This window comes from Bacillus sp. ChL18 (genome assembly GCF_026241425.1).
Classification (GTDB): Bacteria; Bacillota; Bacilli; order Bacillales; family Bacillaceae; genus Bacillus; species Bacillus velezensis.
Genome location: NZ_JAPHWE010000001.1, coordinates 2,041,970 through 2,061,605, shown reverse-complemented (window position 1 = coordinate 2,061,605; position 19,636 = coordinate 2,041,970). Strand labels below are relative to the sequence as shown.

The window sequence follows — 19,636 nt, the reverse complement described above, 5'->3', positions numbered from 1 at the left end:
ACACCTCATTTGATTATTTCATCATGAATGAAGAACATCATCAAAGCAGTGTGTGAAGAAATTGTAAGCACAGGACATGTTGATTTTCATCCAACTGTTCTAAGACGTCTTTTATAAACACCTCATTTTCAGTTGATTAAAGCTGTTTCCTTCTACATACATTATGATGTCCGCCAAAACGATAACTATGCACACTTTTCACGTGAGAAAAAAAGGGAATCGTTTCAAATCAGACTTTATTTTTGGTACTATGAAGAAAAACGAATCAGAAGGGGAGAAATTATGTCTCTGCTATCGGTAAAAGACTTAACCGGCGGTTATACGAGAAACCCGGTCTTAAAAAATGTTTCATTCACCCTTGAGCCGAACCAGATTGTCGGACTCATCGGATTAAACGGCGCGGGCAAAAGCACGACGATCCGGCATATTATCGGATTAATGGACCCGCATAAAGGCTCGATTGAGCTGAATGGCAAGACGTTTTCGGAGGATAAGGAAAGCTACCGCTCGCAATTTACGTACATCCCCGAAACGCCGGTGCTGTATGAAGAACTGACGCTCAAAGAGCATTTGGAGCTGACGGCCATGGCGTACGGCCTTTCCAAAGAAACGCTTGAAAAAAGGCTTCCTCCGCTTCTGAAAGAATTCAGAATGGAAAAAAGGCTGAAATGGTTTCCCGCTCACTTTTCCAAAGGGATGAAGCAGAAGGTCATGATCATGTGCGCGTTTCTCGCGGAGCCTTCGCTTTATATCATTGACGAGCCGTTTCTCGGCCTTGACCCGCTTGCGATCAATGCATTGCTGGAGCGGATGGACGCCGCGAAAAAAGCCGGATCAAGCGTGCTGATGTCAACGCATATCCTGGCTACGGCAGAGCGCTACTGTGACGCTTTCATTATTTTACATAACGGCGAAGTGCGGGCAAGCGGCACACTGGAAGAACTGAGAGAGCAGTTCGGCATGAAAGACGCAGCTCTTGATGACTTGTATATTGAACTGACGAAGGAAGACGCCGGCCATGAATAATATGTCTACGATTTGGCAGTCCCGGCTTGAAGAGCATATAAAGGAAACCAGAATGTATATGAAATATATGCTCAATGATCATCTCGTCATTGTGCTGATCTTTTTTATTGCCGGCGCGGCGAGCTGGTACAGCAAGTGGGTCAAAGACATTCCCGTTCATTTTCCGTCATTTTGGGTGATGGCGGTGCTCTTTTCATTTGTGCTGACCGGTTCATACGTCCGGACGCTGTTAAAAGAAGCGGACCTCGTGTTTCTGCTGCCGCTTGAACCGAAAATGGGGACATACTTTAAACATTCATTTAAGTACAGCTATCTGTCACAGCTGTTTCCGCTTCTTGCTCTGTCGCTTGTATGCATGCCTCTGTTTTTCGCTGTAAGTCCGGGGGCGTCGCTTGCGTCGTATGCCGCCGTATTTATTCAGATGCTGGCGGTAAAAGCGTGGAATCAGGCCATGGAGTGGCGGATGACGTTTATGAATGACAGAAGCATGAAAATGATGGATGCGGTTATACGCTTTATCTGCAATATGCTGCTTTTATACTTCGTCTTACAGTCGTTTTATGTGTACGCTGCCGCCGTCTATGTTGTGATGGCCGGCCTTTATGTGTATTTCACATCGGCCGCAAAACATAAATCATTAAAATGGGAAGCTCATATTGAATATGAATTAAGAAGGAAACAGCGGTTTTACAGAATCGCCAATCTGTTTACCGATGTGCCTCACCTGAAAAAACAGGCAAAACGCCGGGCGTATCTCGACTTTTTGCTCAGAATGATTCCGTTTGAACAGCGGAAAACGTTCTCCTATATGTATGCGCGGGCCTTTCTGCGTTCAAATGATTATCTTGGCATTCAGGTCAGGCTCACGATTATTTTTATCCTGATTATTATGCTCGTTTCCGCCAATCCGTGGATCACGGCGGCGTTAACCGTATTTACCGTCTTTATTACGGGAATACAGCTTCTGCCGCTGTTCGGGCATTTTCATCACCTTTCTCTGCAGGAGCTTTACCCGGTCAATCAGAAAGCGAAGCTGCAAAGTTTCTTTTCGCTGATGAAATCGGCATTAACCGTGCAGGCGCTGCTGTTCTGTGCAGCGTCAGCCTATGCCGCGGGAGTCAGCGGGGCACTGTATGCGGCTGTTGCTTCAGCCGTTCTGATTTTTGTGATCATGCCTTCGTATATGGGCGGAAGATTGAAAAAGTACGGCAAGCTGTAATCTATCGGGTTTTTGAAATTCAATGAAAGAAGGAGACACAGATGACCGACGATCAGCAGCTGATACAGGAAGCACTGCAATGGAAAGCGCGTTTTTTGCGCAAAGATTCTATGCTTGAACGTTTTTCTAAAGGAATGCAGGCGAGAATAAATGAGCGGATTCCCGATAAAATTCATGCCGTCATCACAGAAAGCATAAAAAAAATGACCGAAGCAACAATGGCGGGTTCAGATCTGGTGAAAAGCAAGCGGGATACACACGGTATGACGCTTGCTGAAAAAGATGCCCTCGCCAGACAAACCATCGTATCGTACCAAAAGGTCGCGGCAGCTGAAGGTATCGGTACGGGGGCCGGCGGAATTTTTTTAGGGATGGCTGATTTTCCTTTGCTGCTATCCATTAAAATGAAATGTCTGTTCGATCTTGCCTCCATTTACGGCTATGATGTGAAAGACAGGGATGAGCGATTGTTTTTGCTGTTTATTTTTCAGCTGGCTTTCTCAAGCGGTGAACAGCGGAAACGCATATACTCAATGATTGAACAATGGGATTCGAAAAAGCATGATGTCGATTGGAGAGTTTTTCAGCAGGAATACCGCGATTATCTGGACGTGGTGAAATTGTTTCAGCTTTTGCCGGTCGTCGGAGCCGCCGTGGGCGGAGCGGCCAATTATAAACTGCTGTCACAGCTCGGTGAGACGGCAAGGCACGTTTTTCATTTAAGAATCACAGCAGCCGGTACGTAATGTACCGGCTGTTTTTTATGCCCTATCGGGGGTAGCTCACCGCGGCGCCGATAAGCACCTTGGCGGCCGTCAGCATCGCTTTTTCATTAAAATCAAATTTCGGATGATGATGAGGATAAATGGTTTCCGCATTTTCTAAAGCGGCGCCCGTAAAGAAAAAAGCGCCTTTTGTATGCTGCAGATAATAGGAAAAATCCTCTCCGGCCATCTGCGGCTCTCCTTCAACGACTTTCGTGACGCCCTCTGTTTCCGCTGCGGCTGCCGCAGCGTGCGCTGCCTCCTCAGGATGATTAACGACGGCGGGATAACCGCGCTTGAAACGATATTCATAGGAAGCGGAGTGCATGGAACAAATTCCTTTTACGACGGCTTCTATTTCTGCTTCGAGCAGGCTGCGCACATTTTCGTCAAACGAGCGGACGGTGCCTGATATGACTGCCTGATCGGCAATCGCATTAAACGGATTTTCAGCGATGAACGAGCCGGCTGAGATGACGGCCGGCTGCACCGGATTTACCCGCCGGCTGACGATATGCTGAAGAGCCGTGACGATTTGTGAGCCGATTAAAACGGCGTCCTTCGTATCGTGAGGAATCGCGCCGTGGCCGCCTTTGCCGATGACTTTAATCGTAAAGCCGTCAGCAGCGGCCATCACTGGGCCCGGGCGGCATAAGACCGTTCCGACGGGTTCAGTCGCCCATAGGTGTGTGCCGAAAATGGCATCGACATGTTCGAGGCAGCCATCCTCAATCATTGCTTTTGCTCCGCCGGGAGATAATTCCTCGGCGTGCTGGTGGATCATCACAAATGACCCTTTCAGTTTTTCCCGGTTGCGGTACAGCACTTTTCCGACCGCAAGCAGAGCCGCCGTATGGCCGTCGTGCCCGCAGGCGTGCATGACGCCGGGAATTTGTGAAGCATAGGGCACATCTTTTTCATCCTGTATCGGTAAAGCGTCAAAATCAGCTCTGAGTGCCACGACCGGTCCTGGTTCACTCCCTTCAATACAGGCTGTGACACCGTTGCCCCCGACATTCGTCCGGATGGGAACGCCGAGCTTTTCATAAAATGAGGCAATGAACGCCGGTGTTTTTTTCTCCTTAAAGGATGGCTCGGGATTCATGTGAAGGTGACGCCTGATTTCAACCATTTCCTCATACAGCCCGTCAAGCTGAGCGTTTAAGCTTTTTTGAAGTGTCGTTAACGTCAAAAGCGATGCCCCCTCGTCTGCTTTTCCCATGATTGTATAGAAAATGTCAGAAGATTTCAATCCTTTTGCTACGGGAGAATGATGATGGCGGCGATCGTTGTGACCACAAGTCCGGCCGCAACCGGGATAAAGTTTTTCCTGGCAAGCTCAAACGGGTCAACTTTACAAATAGCCGCAGCGGGAATCAGTGCCCAAGGGACCAATGTTCCGCCCCCGACCCAGATCGCTGAAATCTGTCCCAGCGCCGTTAAAACGGCCGGGTCCGTATGAAGCGCGGCGGAAAACAGCTTTGCCATCGAGCCTGCAAGAGATATACCGGAAAACCCTGACCCGTCGAGCCCGGTAATCGCACCGACTGCGGTCAGGGCGATGCCGGCGAATTCTCCGGACATCGGAAAAGAATGGGACAGGGCCAATCCGAGGTCATTGACGATCCCCGCAGATCCTTTCGGCAGCGGGGTGTTCAAAATACTTTTAAACCCCGCGTCACCGAGATAAAAGAAGGCTGCGATCGGAATGACGGGGCCGAATACTTTAAAGCCGAATTGAAAACCGCCGATAAAATACTCGGTGATCTTTTCTAAATGCCGCTCTTTATATACAATGAAATGAATGATCAGGAGAATGCCGATCGCGGTTCCTCCGACGAGTGCCGTCGCATCGTTTCCTTGCAGACGGTATACGATCATGCAGATAATATCGGCGAGAAAAACAAGCGGAATGAAAACCGCCAGGATCACCCTGAGTTTTTTCGGCAGATACATACTTGTGTCCAAAGAACCGGAGCTGTCCAAGGAGAGGGGGGCCTTCGTTTTTTTTCGATCCCGCATGATGAGGAAGAAAGCGGTGATTGTCGTCGTTAACCCCATGATCAAAACGAGCGGAATACTTGCCTGCATGACATCGCTCACGGGAATGCCCGCGGCATCGGCCGTTAATTTCGGGGCCGCCTGAATGACGTAATCCCCCGATAAAGCGAATCCGTGGCCGAACAGGTTCATCGCCATTGCCGCGGCGATCGGAGAAAGGCCCGCCCGGATCGCTGCGGGAAGCAGCACAGCGCCGATCAGCGCCACCCCGGGTGACGGCCAGAAAAAAAGAGAGATGGCAAACATCAGACAGCCGATAACCCAATACGCGACAGCCGGCCCTTTCATCAGCCTTGCAAACGGAGAAATCATCGCTTCATTAATACCGGTTTCGGTCAAAAGGCCGCTCATCGCCACGATAAAACAAATGATAAAAATCGTCGGCAGCAATTCTCCGGCGGCATACGTGAAGCTGTGAAACAGGCTGCTGACCGAAGCGGAGAATGAATGCGTCGTCCATAGCGCAATCACAAAAATGCCGGCAAGTGAAATAAAGGTTGTATCTTTTCTGAGAAGCATAAAAACGATAATGGCCGCGATAAAAGCAACATAAAGCAGATGTACCGAGTAGACGCCGATCCCCAATTGAACCACTCCGTTTATAAATAGGATTGATACAGGGTATTCATAGGCGGGCGGAAGGTGCAAGAACGAAGCGTAAAATCGGGACATTAAAAAAGCCGGAGAATCTCCGGCGATTTTCAGTCTATTGCGTAATAAGCGGTTACATAAGACGGACGGGAGAAAATAGACGTCGTGTCGATGCCGGCAGATGTTCCGCGTTTTTTATGAGCTTCCTGATAAGAGTTTGACTGCTGCCAGTCCTGAAAGGCTTTTTCTTCTTCCCACAGGGTCAGGATGACATACGTATCGCCTTCGAGCGGCCTTAATACGCGGATGGCTTGAAAACCGGGTTCATTTTCCACTTTGCCGGCGCGGTTTTTAAACCGGTTTTCAAACAGCGGACGGCCTTCCTGGGTAACGGCGATGTTGTTGAGGACGGCGTAGCCCGGCTTTTTGATTTCCCCGACGCTGTCGATGCTCTCATATGAATGGGGCGCCTGAAAAACGGTTTCTCCATTTGTTTCATGAATTAAGACCGCATTTTCCTCCCCTTGCATCAGCACCATATTCTCACTCGGGTGTTTCTTTGCAATCGTCTTTAAAAAATCGGCTGTCCCGTATGTAATATAAACCTTCATATCAGCCACCTCCTGCTTGCTAGTATATCAAAAGAGTGGTATAAGTTTCTATTGGCGACTCATTCTGACATAATTCGAAACAATATTTCCCATACTACAAGTTAAGAAAGGCGAGGTGACTTATGCTGAAAAAGAAAAAAAGATTCTTTATTCCGGCTGTAATTGCGGCGGCAACCGCTTTTCTCGCGTTAATCGGATACATTATCATCATATTTCTCGGTCATTATGTCATCGATGAAAAGAAATTAATACTGCACGCATCTTCAAAAATCGTCGATCAAAACGGTGATGAAATCGCGAGCCTCTATACGGAAAATCGCGAGCCGGTATCCATTCAGCAGGTTCCGGAAGATGTGAGAGATGCCTTTATCGCCGTTGAAGATAAACGGTTTTACGAACATCACGGCATTGATGTGAAGTCTGTCGGCCGGGCGGTGTTCCGGGATGTTTTAGCAGGCGGCAAGGTGGAAGGCGGAAGCACGATCACCCAGCAGCTAGCGAAAAACATTTTTCTGACTCATGATAAAACATTTTTGCGCAAGACGAAGGAAGTCATTATCGCCATCAATCTTGAGCGTGATTACAGCAAGGACAAGCTGCTTGAAATGTACCTGAACCAGCTTTATTTCGGCCATGGCGTTTACGGCATTCAAGCCGCGTCCCACTACTACTTTAATAAAGAAGTAAAAGATTTAACCGTTGCGGAAGGAGCCGTTCTGGCAGCGATTCCGAAGGCGCCATCTCTTTATTCGCCGATTCAGCATCCGGATAAAAATAAAGAACGCCGCGATACGATTCTTGCAATGATGAACGACCAAGGCTATATCAGCGCTAAGGAAGCCGTCAGAGCCCAGGGCCGGACATTGGGGCTTCATGTCAAGAAAACATCAGAAACGCCTTGGTTTGACAGTTATATTGATCTTGTCATCAAGGAGGCGGAAGACCGTTATTCGATGTCAGGTGAACAGCTGCTTCAAGGCGGCTATACGATCCGGACGTCACTTGATTCCAAGCTGCAGAAAACGGCATACACCCTCATGAAGGAAAGCGGCTATTTTCCGGGGACGGATCAGGCGGCAGAGGGAAGCGCCGTCTTTATTGATAATAAAACCGGAGGCGTGCGCGCGGCGGTCGGCGGACGCGACTACGTGACAAAAGGATACAACAGGGTTACGGCGAAGCGGCAGCCGGGCTCAACGTTTAAGCCGATTGCCGTATACGGGCCCGCCATGCAGGAAGACAAGTTCAAACCGTATTCGCTTCTCCAAGACAAACTGACGTCCTACGACGGGTATGAACCGAAAAATTATGACGGACAGTACAAGGGGGAAGTGACGATGCAGGATGCGATCACTTACAGCATAAATGCGCCCGCTGTCTGGACATTGAAGCAGATCGGCGTAGATACGGGAAAATCGTATCTTGAGAAAAACGGCATGAACGTTTCTGACAACGGACTCGCGATTGCGCTTGGCGGTCTGTCTGAAGGCGTCACCCCGCTTCAGCTTGCCGGAGCTTATCATACCTTTGCGGCAAACGGAATGTATACGAAGCCATTTTTTATAGAGAACATCACGGACGAAGACGGAGAAACGTTGTCCGGGCCTAAAAACGGCAAAACGCGCGTCTTCAGCGGACAGACGGCATGGAATATGACGAGAATGCTTCAGCAGGTCGTAAAAGAAGGAACCGCTTCACAAGGCAGCTATCAAGGTGACCTGGCGGGGAAAACCGGCACGACCACATTTCCCGGCGTCCCCGGCGCGACAAAGGACGCCTGGTTTGCGGGATACACTCCCGGACTGACGGGAGCCGTCTGGATGGGCTATGACAAAACGGATAAAACCCATTACCTGAACGGCGGAAGCCAATACCCGGTCAGACTCTTTAAAGATATCGTCACAAAAGCGGGGGAAAACGGCCGGACATTCAAAAAGCCTGAAAATGTGAAGGAACTGGGCAGCCCGATTGAGCTGGAGGCGGTAAAGTCCCTGTCGGCCCGTTATACATTTAAGGCGATGGGACTGATTACGGTTCAATTAAAATGGGATATTCAAAAGGATGATCGGGTTGTTTACCGAATATATGAGAAGAAAGACGGAAAAGACAAGCTTCTGGATTCTGTGAAAGGAAAAGGCAGCTTTGACATACCGTACGCCAATCTGTTTTCAGGGGCTTCATACAAAGTCGTTCCATATAATTCACAGACGGATCAAGAAGGAGAGGGAACGGAATACGTTCAGCCGAAGCTTTTTTCTTCTTAATCATGAATTCGGCGATTTTTTGAACATTAAGCCTCAATTCTATACGCTTTTGAAAAAACAAGGTATAGTGTAATGGGCGAAGAACACGAACGTATGGTTGCAGGAGGAAAGGTGGAAATTCAGATGAGTAAACGAGAAGCGTTTAATGATACGTTTTTAAAAGCGGCACGGGGAGAAAAAACAAATCACGTCCCTGTCTGGTACATGAGACAGGCGGGGAGGTCTCAGCCGGAATACCGCAAGCTGAAGGAAAAGTACGGCTTAGTCGAAATTACGCATCAGCCCGAGCTGTGCGCGTATGTGACGAGGCTCCCGGTCGAGCAGTACGGAGTGGACGCTGCCATTTTATATAAAGACATTATGACGCCGCTTCCTTATATCGGAGTGGATGTTGAAATAAAAAACGGAATCGGCCCGGTGATCGATCAGCCGGTGCGCTCTGCTGCGGATATTGAAAAGCTCGGCGAACTGAATCCCGAACAGGATGTTCCTTACGTGCTGGAAACGATCCGATTACTCGTAAACGAACAGCTGAATGTTCCGCTCATCGGTTTTTCGGGAGCGCCTTTTACGCTGGCCAGTTATATGATTGAAGGCGGGCCTTCTAAAAATTACAACAAAACAAAAGCGTTTATGCACAGTATGCCGCAAGCGTGGCAAATGCTGATGGACAAGCTCGCGGACATGATTATCGTTTATGCGAAAGCGCAGATTAACGCCGGCGCAAAAGCCATTCAGATTTTTGATTCATGGGTCGGCGCGCTGAACCGCGAAGATTACCGGCAGTTTATAAAACCGGTGATGGACAGAATTTTCCGGGAGCTTTCAGCAGAGCAAGTTCCGCTGATCATGTTCGGCGTAGGCGCAAGCCACCTGGCCGGGGATTGGCATGACCTTCCTCTTGATGTCGTCGGTCTTGATTGGAGACTCGGCATAGATGACGCCAGAAAACAAGGCATTACAAAAACGGTTCAGGGCAATCTTGATCCGTCGCTTCTTCTTGCGCCTTGGGAAGTCATCGAGAAAAAAGCGAAAGCGATACTTGATCAAGGCATGAAAACGGACGGGTTTATTTTCAATTTAGGGCATGGCGTATTCCCTGATGTCAATCCGGCAACGCTGAAAAAGCTGACGGCGTTTGTACATGAATATTCCGCGGCCAAAAAAACGGAACAATCTTCCTGAGCAGATCGTTGGTTATAAGAAGATTTTCCTGTCAAAATCAAGGTAGACAGACCATCAAACGAGGTGTTTAACAAAATGAGCAGCAAAAAGAAAATGGGACTTCTTGTCATGGCTTACGGAACGCCTTACAAAGAAGAGGACATAGAACGTTATTATACGCATATCAGACGCGGAAGAAAGCCGGAGCCTCATATGCTTCAAGATTTAAAAGACAGATATGAAGCGATCGGAGGCATTTCGCCGCTTGCAAAAATTACGCAGGAGCAGGCGGAGAAGCTCGCACAGCGTTTAAATGAAATCCAGAATGACGTAACATTCAAAGTGTACATCGGATTAAAACATATTGAACCGTTTATTGAAGACGCGGTGGCGGACATGCATAAAGACGGCATTACAGAAGCTGTCAGCCTTGTGCTCGCCCCTCATTTTTCAACATTCAGCGTCCAGTCATACAACAAACGCGCGAAAGAAGAAGCGGAGAAGCTCGGCGGCTTGACCATCAAGTCTGTTGAAAGCTGGTATGATGAACCGAAATTCGTTGATTATTGGGTCGGCCAGGTGAAGAAAACATATGAATCAATGCCGAAAGAAGAACGGGATGACGCGATGCTGATCGTCTCAGCGCACAGCCTTCCTGAAAAAATAAAAGAATACGGCGATCCGTATCCTGACCAGCTGGAGGAATCCGCAAAACTGATTGCCGAAGGCGCCGGAATTACCGATTACGCAGTCGGCTGGCAAAGCGAAGGGAACACCCCTGATCCGTGGCTCGGGCCGGATGTGCAGGATCTCACGCGCGAGCTGTATCAAAAGCATCCTTATAAAGCATTTGTATACGTGCCCGCAGGCTTCGTTGCCGATCATTTAGAGGTGCTTTACGATAATGATTATGAATGCAAAGCTGTGACCGAAGAAGTCGGCGCAAGCTACTATCGTCCGGCTATGCCGAACGCACAGCCTGAATTTATCGACGCGCTTGCAGCGGTCGTGCTGAAAGAGCTGGACAAGTAGAATTAAACGGTAAAGAAGGCGATAAAAATGAGTGGCGATAAAAAACATCTGGTCATCATCGGCGGCGGCATAACGGGATTAGCCGCCGCCTTCTACATGGAAAAAGAAATCAAAGAAAAACAGCTGCCGCTTGAGGTCACCCTGATCGAAGCAGGCCCGAGAGCCGGCGGCAAAATTCAGACGGCGCATAAAGACGGCTACATCATTGAGCGGGGCCCGGATTCTTTTTTGGAAAGGAAAAAAAGCGCGCCGCAGCTCGTCAAGGATTTGGGGCTTGAGCATCTGCTCGTCAACAATGCGACCGGCCAGTCTTATGTGCTCGTCAACGAGACGCTTCATCCGATGCCGAAGGGCGCGGTGATGGGCATTCCGACCAAAATCGCTCCGTTCATCTCCACCGGTTTATTTTCTGTTCCCGGAAAAGCGCGGGCGGCGCTTGACTTTGTCCTGCCTGCGAGCAAACCGAAGGAAGATCAGTCTCTGGGTGAATTTTTCCGCAGACGCGTCGGTGACGAAGTCGTTGAGAATTTAATAGAACCGCTATTATCAGGGATTTATGCCGGAGATATTGATAAGCTGAGCCTCATGTCCACGTTTCCGCAATTCTATCAGACTGAGCAGAAGCACAGAAGCCTGATTCTCGGTATGAAAAAATCACGTCCGCAGCCTTCGGGACAGCAGCTGACGGCCAAAAAGCAGGGCCAGTTTTTAACGCTGACGACAGGGCTTCAAACGTTGGTGGAGGAGCTGGAAAAGCAGCTTACGCTGACAAAGGTGATGAAAGGAACGAAAGTCACCCATATCGGCCGCGAGGAGAAAGGATATTCCGTGACGCTTGATAACGGCAAAGTGCTCTATGCGGAAGGATGCATAGTGACAGCCCCGCATAAAGCCGCGGCGAAAATGCTTTCTGATCTGCCGGCGGTTTCATGTCTCAAAGACATGCATTCTACGTCCGTTGCCAACGTCGCCTTAGGTTTTCCTGAGGGTGCCGTCAAAATGGAGCATGAAGGTACGGGATTCGTTATCTCAAGAAACAGCGACTTCTCCATCACGGCCTGCACATGGACGAATAAAAAATGGCCGCACGCGGCGCCGGAGGGCAAAACGCTTCTCAGAGCGTACGTCGGAAAGGCCGGAGATGAATCCATCGTAGATCTTTCAGATAACGAGATCATTAAAATCGTAATGGAAGATTTGAAAAAAGTAATGAAAATAAATGGCGAACCGGAAATGACCTGTGTGACCCGCTGGAACGAAAGCATGCCGCAATACCATGTCGGCCATAAGGAGCGCATCAAAGAGTTCAGAGATGCGCTGAAAGCTTCCTATCCGGGCGTATACGCGACGGGCGCGTCTTTCGAAGGGGTGGGCATCCCCGACTGTATCGACCAGGGAAAAGCCGCCGTATATGATTCACTGGCTTATATATTTGAAACGTACCAGCCTCCGTTATCGTAAAACGGAGGTTTTTTTGCATGTTCCCGTTCTGTAAAGGGAACACCAATAATGAGAAAAAACATTTGAATCTTCTTTGCGACTGTGATAAGTTATCTTATGTACAAAATGACTAAAACGTTCAAACGGTCAATTTAACGAGGTGGGAAACATGTCCGTCGATCGGAAAAAGCTCATTCTGGAAGCGGCAACTAAGTCTTTTACACAATTCGGCTACAAAGCAACGACAATGGATCTGGTGGCAAAGCTTGCAAATGTGGGGAAGGGAACCATCTACACGTTTTTCAAAAACAAAGAAGAACTGTTTGATGATATTTTCACCACTATTTTAAGAGAAATGAAGGAACACGCAGACGAAGCGATGAAACCGGAGCTTTCATTTCACGAAAATGTCCACCGGGCGCTTGTCGCGATTTTGGAATTCAGAAAAACACACCAGCTGACTATTAAAATTTTTCAGGAGAACGCCGAGATTGGTACAATAGCCGTTCAGGATGTCATTGTGAAAATGGAGCGGGCCATTCTGTCATACATTAAAGAAAAGATAGAAACAGCCATTGAAAACGGAAGCATTAAACCGTGTGATCCGGAACTGACCGCTTTTGTGATGCTCAAGCTCTACATCGCGCTGATATTTGACTGGGAAAAAAACCATCCGCCTCTTGAAAAAGAGACGATCGCTGAATTGCTGGAAATGTATGTTGGTCAAGGATTATCTAAATAATAGATGATCCTTCACTTTTTAGGTGCCGTGACCGTTTTGTCAAATGAGTCAGTTTGCGGAAGGAGGCAACAGGGTTGAATACAATAAAAAGCCAGTGGAAAGACATTGTAACGAACAAGAAACTGTTAATCCCCATCATTGCCATATTATTCGTTCCGCTGATTTACAGCGGAGTGTTTTTGAAGGCGTACTGGGACCCGTACGGCACGGTGGATCAGCTGCCGGTTGTCGTTGTCAACCAGGATAAAGGGGCGGACTACGAAGGGAAACATCTTCAGATCGGTGACGATCTTGTGAAAGAGTTAAAGAAAAATGATAATTTTGATTGGCATTTTTCAAGCGATCTTGATCAATCGTTAAAGGACTTATTAAATGCTAAATATTATTTATTGGTCGAGATTCCTGAAGATTTTTCTAAAAACGCCAGCACGGTAATGGATAAAAATCCGAAGAAGCTGGATCTGAAATATCATACGAATGCCGGATCAAACTATGTCGGCGCGACAATCGGGGAAAAGGCGATCGACAAACTGAAAGCCTCCGTGTCGAAAGAAGTGACGGAGCAATACGCAAAAGTCATTTTTGATAACTTTAAAGATATTGCCAAAGGGCTCGGCAAAGCCAGCAGCGGAGCCAAGAAAATAGACGACGGCACGAAAAACGCGAAAGACGGCAGCGCCAAGCTGAAGGAAAATTTAGCGAAGCTTACTGAAAGCACCGCTACCATCAGCGATAAAACGCAGCAGCTTGCAGACGGAGCGGCGAAAGTGACAAGCGGAATTCAAACGCTTGACAGCTCTATCGCAAAACTTCAGAGCGCAAGCGCCGAAATTCAAGATAAATCAGGACAGATTGCTTCAGGAGGAGGCCAAGTGGCCAGCGGGCTGAAAACGAGCCTTGACGCACAAAAGCAGCTCCAGCAAAAGCTTCCGGATTTAACGAATGGATTAAGCGCGTTAAACAGCAAGGCGCAGGAAGTGTCGCAAAAAGCGGCGGCATTTGAAGATGCGATCAATTCAGTCAACCTGTCAGACATTGAAAACGCGGTTGGGCAGCTCGAGCAGACTGAAAAGGACCTGCAGCAGTTTAAGAAGAAGCTTTCTGATCTGAAAAACAACCTGGATGCCCGGGATGACGCGGTCAAAAAGGTGATTAAGGACAGTGATTTCTTAACGGATGAGCAAAAAGCGAAACTTGTTCAGCTTCTGAATGAGAAGCTTCCGAAGGCCGACCTTCCGGATTTAGACAATATCGTCAGCCAGCTTCCGTCCGGCGGAGATATTCAGCTTCCGGATATGTCAGCCATAAAAAGCGCGCTCAAAGATGTAAAAGCGAAGGCTGATCAGCTGAAAGCACTGCCTCAGTCCACATCGAAACTGTATAACGGCGCAGCGGCGGTACAAGACGCGATTAACCAGCTGACGGCCGGAACTGATAAATTATACAGCGGAGCGCAGACCGTTTTTGAAAGCCAAAACAAATTGACGGCCGGCATCGGCGAATACAACAGCAAGTTCGGACAGCTCAAATCAGGATCAGAAGCGTTAGTGTCAGGGAGCGGCCAAGTATCAGGCGGCTTAACGAAACTGCTGGACGCGCAAAACAAAATCCATGATGGCTCGTCCAAAATTGAGCAGGGGCAAGCGTCTCTCGGCACCGGTTTAAGCAAGCTTTTAGACGGCACCGGACAATTGTCCAGCCAGCTGAAAGATGCGGCCGATCAAACCGGGGACATTAAGACAGATGACAAAACGTACAGCATGTTTGCCGATCCGGTAAAAACGGACGATAACGCGATTCATTCCGTGCCTAACTACGGTACCGGACTGACGCCTTATATTCTCTCTATGGGCTTGTATGTCGGAGGATTGATGCTGACGGTTGTATTCCCTCTGAGTGAAGCTTCAGGGCGTCCGAGAAACGGTTTTGAATGGTTCCTCAGCAAATTCAGCGTCATTCTGCTCGTCGGACTGATTCAATCCGTAATTGTCGCCACGGTTCTGTTAAAAGGAATCGGGCTTGATGTGGAGAGCACTTGGAGATTCTATCTCTTTACGATGATTACCAGCATCGCGTTCCTGTCCATGATTCAATTATTGGCGACAACGATGGGGAATCCGGGACGCTTTATCGCTGTCATCATTCTGGTGCTCCAGCTCGGGGCAAGCGGAGGAACCTTCCCGCTTGAACTCCTGCCGGGATTCTATCAAGTGATTCACGGGGCACTGCCGATGACTTACAGCATCAACGGGTTCCGCGCCGTCATTTCAAATGGCGATTACGGCTATATGTGGCAGCAGGCATCCATTCTGTTGGGCATCGCCGTTGTCATGATCGCGCTGACCATCGTGTATTTTACGGTGCAAAGCAAAAAAGAACACAAAACGGAAGAAGAAATAACAGCATAAGAAAAAGAGGCTCTGAGCAGATGCTCAGGGCCTCTTTTTTTTAGATTTCGATCGTCGTACCATTAAAATCCCCATCTTACCAACAGTCCGGTATACGTCAATCCGCCGCCGAACCCGAATAATACCAGCGTCTGGCCTTCCGACAGTTTTTTCGCTTTCACAGCTTCATCCAATGCGAGAATAATAGAAACCGATGAAGTGTTGCCGTAATATTCAACGCTTGTCAATGTCCGTTCAAGCGGGAAGGGCAGTTTTTCGCAGATGGATTCGATCATCCGCATGTTGGCGCTGTGAGGAACGAACCAATCCAGATCGTCTTTTGAAAAGCCGGCTTTTTCTAAAAGGGCATTGCATTCCTCAGGCACGGTTCTGGCCGCCCATTTATATACTTCGCGCCCGTTTTGCACCATGTTTCCTCCGCCTTTAAGCGGCTCGCCGTTTAATTCTGCGCTCAGTCCCGTGCGATACAGCACGTCCGCACTTCCTCCCGCTGTTCCTTGCACGGCTGCCAAAAAGCCCGGCGCTGATTCATCGCGTTCCACCAATAGGGCGCCTGCAGCGTCTCCGAAAAGAACGCAGGTCGTCCGGTCAGTATAATCCGTTACCTTTGATAATGTTTCACCGGCAATGACAATCACTTTTTGATGGGAACCGGCGGTAATTAATGCGTCTGCGAGCTGAAGGCCGTAAGTGAGTCCGGCGCATGTGGCGTTAATATCAAGCGCCCCCGTGTGCGGCCAGCCGAAGTAAGCCTGCACGCGTGCCGCGGTGCTTGGAAACGCATAGTCCGCCGTCGTTGTGGCGACAAGGATCATATCGACATCATCAAGAGTTCCGCTGTATCGTTCTGCAAGGTTTTTCACCGCTTCCACACACAAATCCGATGTGAATTCATGTTCGCCGGCAATGCGTCTTTCCTTCATACCGGTGCGCTGGACGATCCATTCATCAGATGTATCGACGATGCGCTCCAAATCCGCGTTTGTTAATCGGCGTGCCGGAGCATATGTACCGATTGCTGTAATTTTAGATTTTGACATGAAAAAATCACTCCTTTATATCAGATTATAACACCTGATATTATTACTTGGTACTAATTTTAATAAAAAAACCCAAGCAGCATCCGCTGTTTGGGGAGCATGAGAATCTATTTGTAAAACGGGCTTGTGTGAACGATTACCAATGACGGCAGCAGCGGCGGCATGAATGATGATGCTTCTTTTTGTCTTTCTTCTTTTTGTCTTTCTTCTTTTTACAAGGGTCTTCTTTTTTCTTTTTACAGTGATCTTTTTCTTTTTTACAGCCCCAGAAGGCTGCACCAGACCAATCATCCTCAAACCAATCCTCAAACCAATCATTATGAAATCTTTTCCGCTTGTGCGGTTTACGGCTGATCATACATTTCCCTCCTATGCTCATGCTCCCTTCATTCTATGAAAAAAGAGAAGGAAAAGATTGGACGGGTTGTGGATCAAAAGAGTATATTTTAAGAAGAATAAAATTGATAGGAGGAATGACCTGTGGAAAATATGAAACATACGATGGAACTGATTAAAGAATTGGTGTCGATTCCGAGTCCGACGGGCAATACATACGAGGTTATCGCCTATACAGAAAGTCTTTTAAAAGAATGGGGCGTCTCCTCTTACAGAAACCGCAAAGGCGGTCTTTTTGTCACAATTCCCGGCCGTGATGACAAAAAACACAGATTGCTGACGGCGCATGTCGATACGCTCGGCGCGATGGTAAAGGAGATAAAGGCGGACGGCCGGCTGAAGATTGACTTGATCGGCGGCTTCCGATATCACTCGATTGAAGGGGAATATTGCGAGATCCAAACTTCTTCCGGCAAAACCTATACAGGCACCATCTTAATGCATCAGACTTCAGTGCACGTCTACAAGGACGCCGGCAAGGCAGAGCGGAATCAGGAGAATATGGAAGTACGCCTTGATGAGCCTGTCCGGACGAAGGAAGAGACGTCCGATCTCGGCATCAGGGTCGGCGATTTCATCTCATTTGACCCGCGCGTGCAGATTACGCCGAGCGGCTTTATTAAGTCCCGGCATCTTGATGATAAAGCGAGCGTGGCTCTGCTCTTGAATTTAATCCGCCGCATCACGGAAGAGAAAATCGAACTTCCGTATACGACGCATTTTCTGATTTCTAATAATGAAGAAATCGGCTACGGCGGCAATTCCAACATTCCTCCTGAGACCGTCGAATACTTGGCTGTTGATATGGGAGCGATCGGCGACGGCCAGTCTACGGATGAATATACCGTCTCCATTTGCGTGAAGGATGCGAGCGGACCGTACCATTATCAGCTCAGAAAACATCTGGCCGGGCTTGCGGAGCGCTATGGCATTGATTATCAGCTTGATATTTATCCGTATTACGGTTCTGATGCCTCAGCAGCCATCCGTTCGGGCCATGACATCGTCCACGGGCTGATCGGCCCGGGAATTGACGCTTCACACGCTTTTGAACGCACGCATGAATTATCGCTTCTTAATACGGCGAAGCTTTTGCACCGGTATGTTCTATCGCCGATGGCATAAAAAACCCTGCGCGGAAATCATTCCGTGCAGGGTTTTCATTTTAACCTGAGATGGTTGTGTTTTGTTCTGTTTTGGCGAGGCTCATGACCTTCGCGCCTTTAACGGGATCATACTGGCCTTCCCATTTTGACATCACAACGGATGCCAGCGCGTTTCCGGTCAGATTGACGACCGTACGGGCCATGTCCATAATCCGGTCAACCCCGGCGATGAATGCAAGGCCTTCTGCAGGAATGTTGAATGCGCCTAATGTCGCAAGCAGGACGACGAAAGAAGTCCCGGGCACGGCAGCCATTCCTTTGGAAGTGACCATCAAGACAAGCACAAGGGTAATCTGCTGCCAAATGGACAAGTCAATGTGGTATACCTGAGCGAGGAATAAAGCGGCGATAGATTGGTACAGCACAGATCCGTCTAAGTTAAAGGTATATCCGATCGGCACAACAAAGGAAACAATACCTTTCGGACAGCCGATTTTCTCCATTTTTTCCATAACGCGGGGGAGTACGGTTTCGGAGCTTGACGTACTGAACGCTAATAAAATTTCATCCTTCATATAGGCGAGGAATTTGAAAATGTTTACTCCGGCAAGCTTTCCGACGATTCCGAATACAACAATGAGAAAGAAAGCCAAAGCTACATATACTAAACCGACCAGTTTACCGAGTGAAAGCAGGGAACTGAGCCCAAATTTGGAAACGGTAACACCAATCAACGCAAAAACACCAAACGGCGCAACTTTCATGACGAGGTTCACAACATGGAACATCGCATGAGAAACACCTTCAAAGAAGGCCAAGACAGGCTTTCCTTTTTCACCGATTGCCGAGATGCCGAGTGCAAACAGCACGGTAAAGCAGATGATGGCAAGCAGATCTCCTTCGGCTAATGATTGGAAGAAGTTTGTCGGTACGATATGCAGGAATGTGTCTGCGATAGATTTGTTATTTTGTTCTTTTTCTGTTTCAACATATTGACTGATATCTGTCTTTTGAGCTTCATGTATATTAACGCCTGTTCCCGGATGAAACAGATTCGCCAAAGCCAGCCCGAGAATAATGGCAAAAGTGGTAATGATCTCAAAATACAAAATCGTTTTGAAGCCTAATTTTCCGACTTGTTTTCCGCTTCCCGCGCCGGCAACGCCGATGATTAAGCTGGAGACGACAATTGGAATCACTATCATTTTGATTAAGCGTAAAAACAAATCGCCGATAGGCTGTAAATATGTTGGAATGGCGGGATTGCCGTACCAGATGACACCGACTACAACCCCTAGTATGAGTCCGACGAAAATTTGCGTCGCTAGTCCAAAGCGTAATTTTTTCATAGATTACCTCCCGAAGAAAAAAGTGCAATAAGTATCTAAAAAGATAGCTATTAGAACAAATTATAATAGAAAAGAAAACAATCCGTCTATAGAAAAATATAGATTGAAAATACTGAATCTTTTAAAACGTACAGATAATTGCTAATAATGGTGAATAACGCCCTATTCAGAAAGTATGATGACGGCCGAAAAAACGGGCGCCGCACAACTTAGAATTGTGCGGCGCCCTATTGTCACATATCCTTAATTTTCAAGCAGTCATTGCACAAATTAATGTGATACTCATACTGCTCAACAATCTCATTTCCGCATTCTTCGCATTTCTTACCGGGTAAATTTCTGAAAAAATCCGACATCTTTTCCAACATACCCATCCCTCTTTCATTGTTTTGTCTCTATATTGTATTATAACAGTTTTGGAAA

At 47.9% G+C, this 19,636-nt stretch carries 17 protein-coding genes; 10 read left to right on the top strand and 7 right to left on the bottom strand.

Annotated elements, in window-relative coordinates:
• The first annotated feature begins 282 nt into the window (after positions 1-282).
• Genes ecsA through OQ477_RS10180 form a run of 3 tightly spaced genes read left to right on the top strand, consistent with a single transcriptional unit; the run spans position 283 to position 2,991 of the window.
• Positions 283-1,026, top strand: a complete 744-nt coding sequence (ecsA, locus tag OQ477_RS10190; protein WP_003155231.1) for an ABC transporter ATP-binding protein EcsA — start codon at positions 283-285, stop codon at positions 1,024-1,026.
• Positions 1,019-2,245, top strand: coding sequence for an ABC transporter permease (locus OQ477_RS10185; RefSeq protein ID WP_043021343.1), 1,227 nt, complete (start codon positions 1,019-1,021; stop codon positions 2,243-2,245). The genes ecsA and OQ477_RS10185 overlap by 8 nt, the downstream gene beginning before the upstream one ends.
• Before the next feature lie 41 nt (positions 2,246-2,286).
• The gene (locus OQ477_RS10180; protein WP_265972307.1) at positions 2,287-2,991 is read left to right on the top strand and encodes an EcsC family protein; all 705 of its coding nucleotides are present in this window, start codon (positions 2,287-2,289) and stop codon (positions 2,989-2,991) included.
• A 22-nt stretch (positions 2,992-3,013) separates the two neighbouring features.
• Here the strand turns inward: OQ477_RS10180 and OQ477_RS10175 are convergent, their stop codons facing one another.
• From OQ477_RS10175 to hmoB, 3 genes are all read right to left on the bottom strand, one after another.
• The gene (locus OQ477_RS10175) at positions 3,014-4,201 is read right to left on the bottom strand and encodes a M20 family metallopeptidase (protein WP_265972306.1); all 1,188 of its coding nucleotides are present in this window, start codon (positions 4,199-4,201) and stop codon (positions 3,014-3,016) included.
• Positions 4,202-4,269: 68 nt separating this feature from the next.
• Complete coding sequence (locus tag OQ477_RS10170) at positions 4,270-5,655, bottom strand: hypothetical protein (RefSeq protein WP_265972304.1); 1,386 nt, start codon at positions 5,653-5,655, stop codon at positions 4,270-4,272.
• Between the two features lie 116 nt (positions 5,656-5,771).
• Positions 5,772-6,272, bottom strand: a complete 501-nt coding sequence (hmoB, locus tag OQ477_RS10165; RefSeq protein WP_038457497.1) for a heme-degrading oxygenase HmoB — start codon at positions 6,270-6,272, stop codon at positions 5,772-5,774.
• 122 nt (positions 6,273-6,394) lie between these two features.
• Here hmoB and OQ477_RS10160 point away from each other — a divergent pair, with 122 nt between their 5' ends.
• From OQ477_RS10160 to OQ477_RS10135, 6 genes are all read left to right on the top strand, one after another.
• Positions 6,395-8,536 carry a transglycosylase domain-containing protein gene (locus OQ477_RS10160; RefSeq protein ID WP_265972303.1) on the top strand — a complete coding sequence of 714 codons (2,142 nt, stop codon included), beginning with the start codon at positions 6,395-6,397 and terminating at the stop codon, positions 8,534-8,536.
• Between the two features lie 123 nt (positions 8,537-8,659).
• The gene (hemE, locus tag OQ477_RS10155; protein ID WP_029325967.1) at positions 8,660-9,721 is read left to right on the top strand and encodes a uroporphyrinogen decarboxylase; all 1,062 of its coding nucleotides are present in this window, start codon (positions 8,660-8,662) and stop codon (positions 9,719-9,721) included.
• 75 nt (positions 9,722-9,796) lie between these two features.
• Positions 9,797-10,732: a ferrochelatase gene (gene hemH, locus OQ477_RS10150; protein ID WP_044802759.1), complete on the top strand. Its 936-nt coding sequence runs from the start codon at positions 9,797-9,799 to the stop codon at positions 10,730-10,732.
• Positions 10,733-10,759: 27 nt separating this feature from the next.
• The gene (hemY, locus tag OQ477_RS10145; protein WP_007610422.1) at positions 10,760-12,193 is read left to right on the top strand and encodes a protoporphyrinogen oxidase; all 1,434 of its coding nucleotides are present in this window, start codon (positions 10,760-10,762) and stop codon (positions 12,191-12,193) included.
• Between the two features lie 148 nt (positions 12,194-12,341).
• Positions 12,342-12,914, top strand: a complete 573-nt coding sequence (locus tag OQ477_RS10140) for a TetR/AcrR family transcriptional regulator (RefSeq protein WP_007610428.1) — start codon at positions 12,342-12,344, stop codon at positions 12,912-12,914.
• 74 nt (positions 12,915-12,988) lie between these two features.
• Complete coding sequence (locus OQ477_RS10135) at positions 12,989-15,322, top strand: YhgE/Pip domain-containing protein (RefSeq protein WP_088462329.1); 2,334 nt, start codon at positions 12,989-12,991, stop codon at positions 15,320-15,322.
• 62 nt (positions 15,323-15,384) lie between these two features.
• Here OQ477_RS10135 and fabHB read toward each other — a convergent pair whose 3' ends face one another.
• Together fabHB and OQ477_RS20930 are read right to left on the bottom strand one after the other, a co-directional pair.
• Positions 15,385-16,362, bottom strand: coding sequence for a beta-ketoacyl-ACP synthase III FabHB (fabHB, locus tag OQ477_RS10130; RefSeq protein ID WP_003155217.1), 978 nt, complete (start codon positions 16,360-16,362; stop codon positions 15,385-15,387).
• Between the two features lie 136 nt (positions 16,363-16,498).
• Positions 16,499-16,720: a hypothetical protein gene (locus tag OQ477_RS20930; RefSeq protein ID WP_038463743.1), complete on the bottom strand. Its 222-nt coding sequence runs from the start codon at positions 16,718-16,720 to the stop codon at positions 16,499-16,501.
• Between the two features lie 131 nt (positions 16,721-16,851).
• On the opposite strand from OQ477_RS20930, the gene OQ477_RS10120 reads away from it, so the two are divergent.
• On the top strand, positions 16,852-17,883 hold the full coding sequence (locus OQ477_RS10120) for a M42 family metallopeptidase (RefSeq protein WP_007409206.1): 1,032 nt from the start codon (positions 16,852-16,854) through the stop codon (positions 17,881-17,883).
• 40 nt (positions 17,884-17,923) lie between these two features.
• Here the strand turns inward: OQ477_RS10120 and OQ477_RS10115 are convergent, their stop codons facing one another.
• Positions 17,924-19,213, bottom strand: a complete 1,290-nt coding sequence (locus OQ477_RS10115; RefSeq protein WP_003155211.1) for a cation:dicarboxylate symporter family transporter — start codon at positions 19,211-19,213, stop codon at positions 17,924-17,926.
• Between the two features lie 233 nt (positions 19,214-19,446).
• Entirely contained in the window at positions 19,447-19,569 is a 123-nt protein-coding gene (gene yhfH / locus OQ477_RS10110) for a protein YhfH (RefSeq protein ID WP_416346528.1), read from the bottom strand.
• Positions 19,570-19,636 lie beyond the last annotated feature (67 nt).

What these genes read in the sequence shown, in the direction of transcription:
- OQ477_RS10120 (WP_007409206.1), top strand. Translation starts at nt 16,852, where the DNA reads ATGAAACATACGATGGAACTGATTAAAGAATTGGTGTCGATTCCGAGT.
- hemE (WP_029325967.1), top strand. Translation starts at nt 8,660, where the DNA reads ATGAGTAAACGAGAAGCGTTTAATGATACGTTTTTAAAAGCGGCACGG.
- OQ477_RS10140 (WP_007610428.1), top strand. Translation starts at nt 12,342, where the DNA reads ATGTCCGTCGATCGGAAAAAGCTCATTCTGGAAGCGGCAACTAAGTCT.
- OQ477_RS10185 (WP_043021343.1), top strand. Translation starts at nt 1,019, where the DNA reads ATGAATAATATGTCTACGATTTGGCAGTCCCGGCTTGAAGAGCATATA.
- hmoB (WP_038457497.1), bottom strand. Translation starts at nt 6,272, where the DNA reads ATGAAGGTTTATATTACATACGGGACAGCCGATTTTTTAAAGACGATT.
- OQ477_RS20930 (WP_038463743.1), bottom strand. Translation starts at nt 16,720, where the DNA reads ATGATCAGCCGTAAACCGCACAAGCGGAAAAGATTTCATAATGATTGG.
- OQ477_RS10160 (WP_265972303.1), top strand. Translation starts at nt 6,395, where the DNA reads ATGCTGAAAAAGAAAAAAAGATTCTTTATTCCGGCTGTAATTGCGGCG.
- OQ477_RS10115 (WP_003155211.1), bottom strand. Translation starts at nt 19,213, where the DNA reads ATGAAAAAATTACGCTTTGGACTAGCGACGCAAATTTTCGTCGGACTC.
- hemH (WP_044802759.1), top strand. Translation starts at nt 9,797, where the DNA reads ATGAGCAGCAAAAAGAAAATGGGACTTCTTGTCATGGCTTACGGAACG.
- ecsA (WP_003155231.1), top strand. Translation starts at nt 283, where the DNA reads ATGTCTCTGCTATCGGTAAAAGACTTAACCGGCGGTTATACGAGAAAC.
- hemY (WP_007610422.1), top strand. Translation starts at nt 10,760, where the DNA reads ATGAGTGGCGATAAAAAACATCTGGTCATCATCGGCGGCGGCATAACG.
- yhfH (WP_416346528.1), bottom strand. Translation starts at nt 19,569, where the DNA reads ATGTCGGATTTTTTCAGAAATTTACCCGGTAAGAAATGCGAAGAATGC.
- fabHB (WP_003155217.1), bottom strand. Translation starts at nt 16,362, where the DNA reads ATGTCAAAATCTAAAATTACAGCAATCGGTACATATGCTCCGGCACGC.
- OQ477_RS10180 (WP_265972307.1), top strand. Translation starts at nt 2,287, where the DNA reads ATGACCGACGATCAGCAGCTGATACAGGAAGCACTGCAATGGAAAGCG.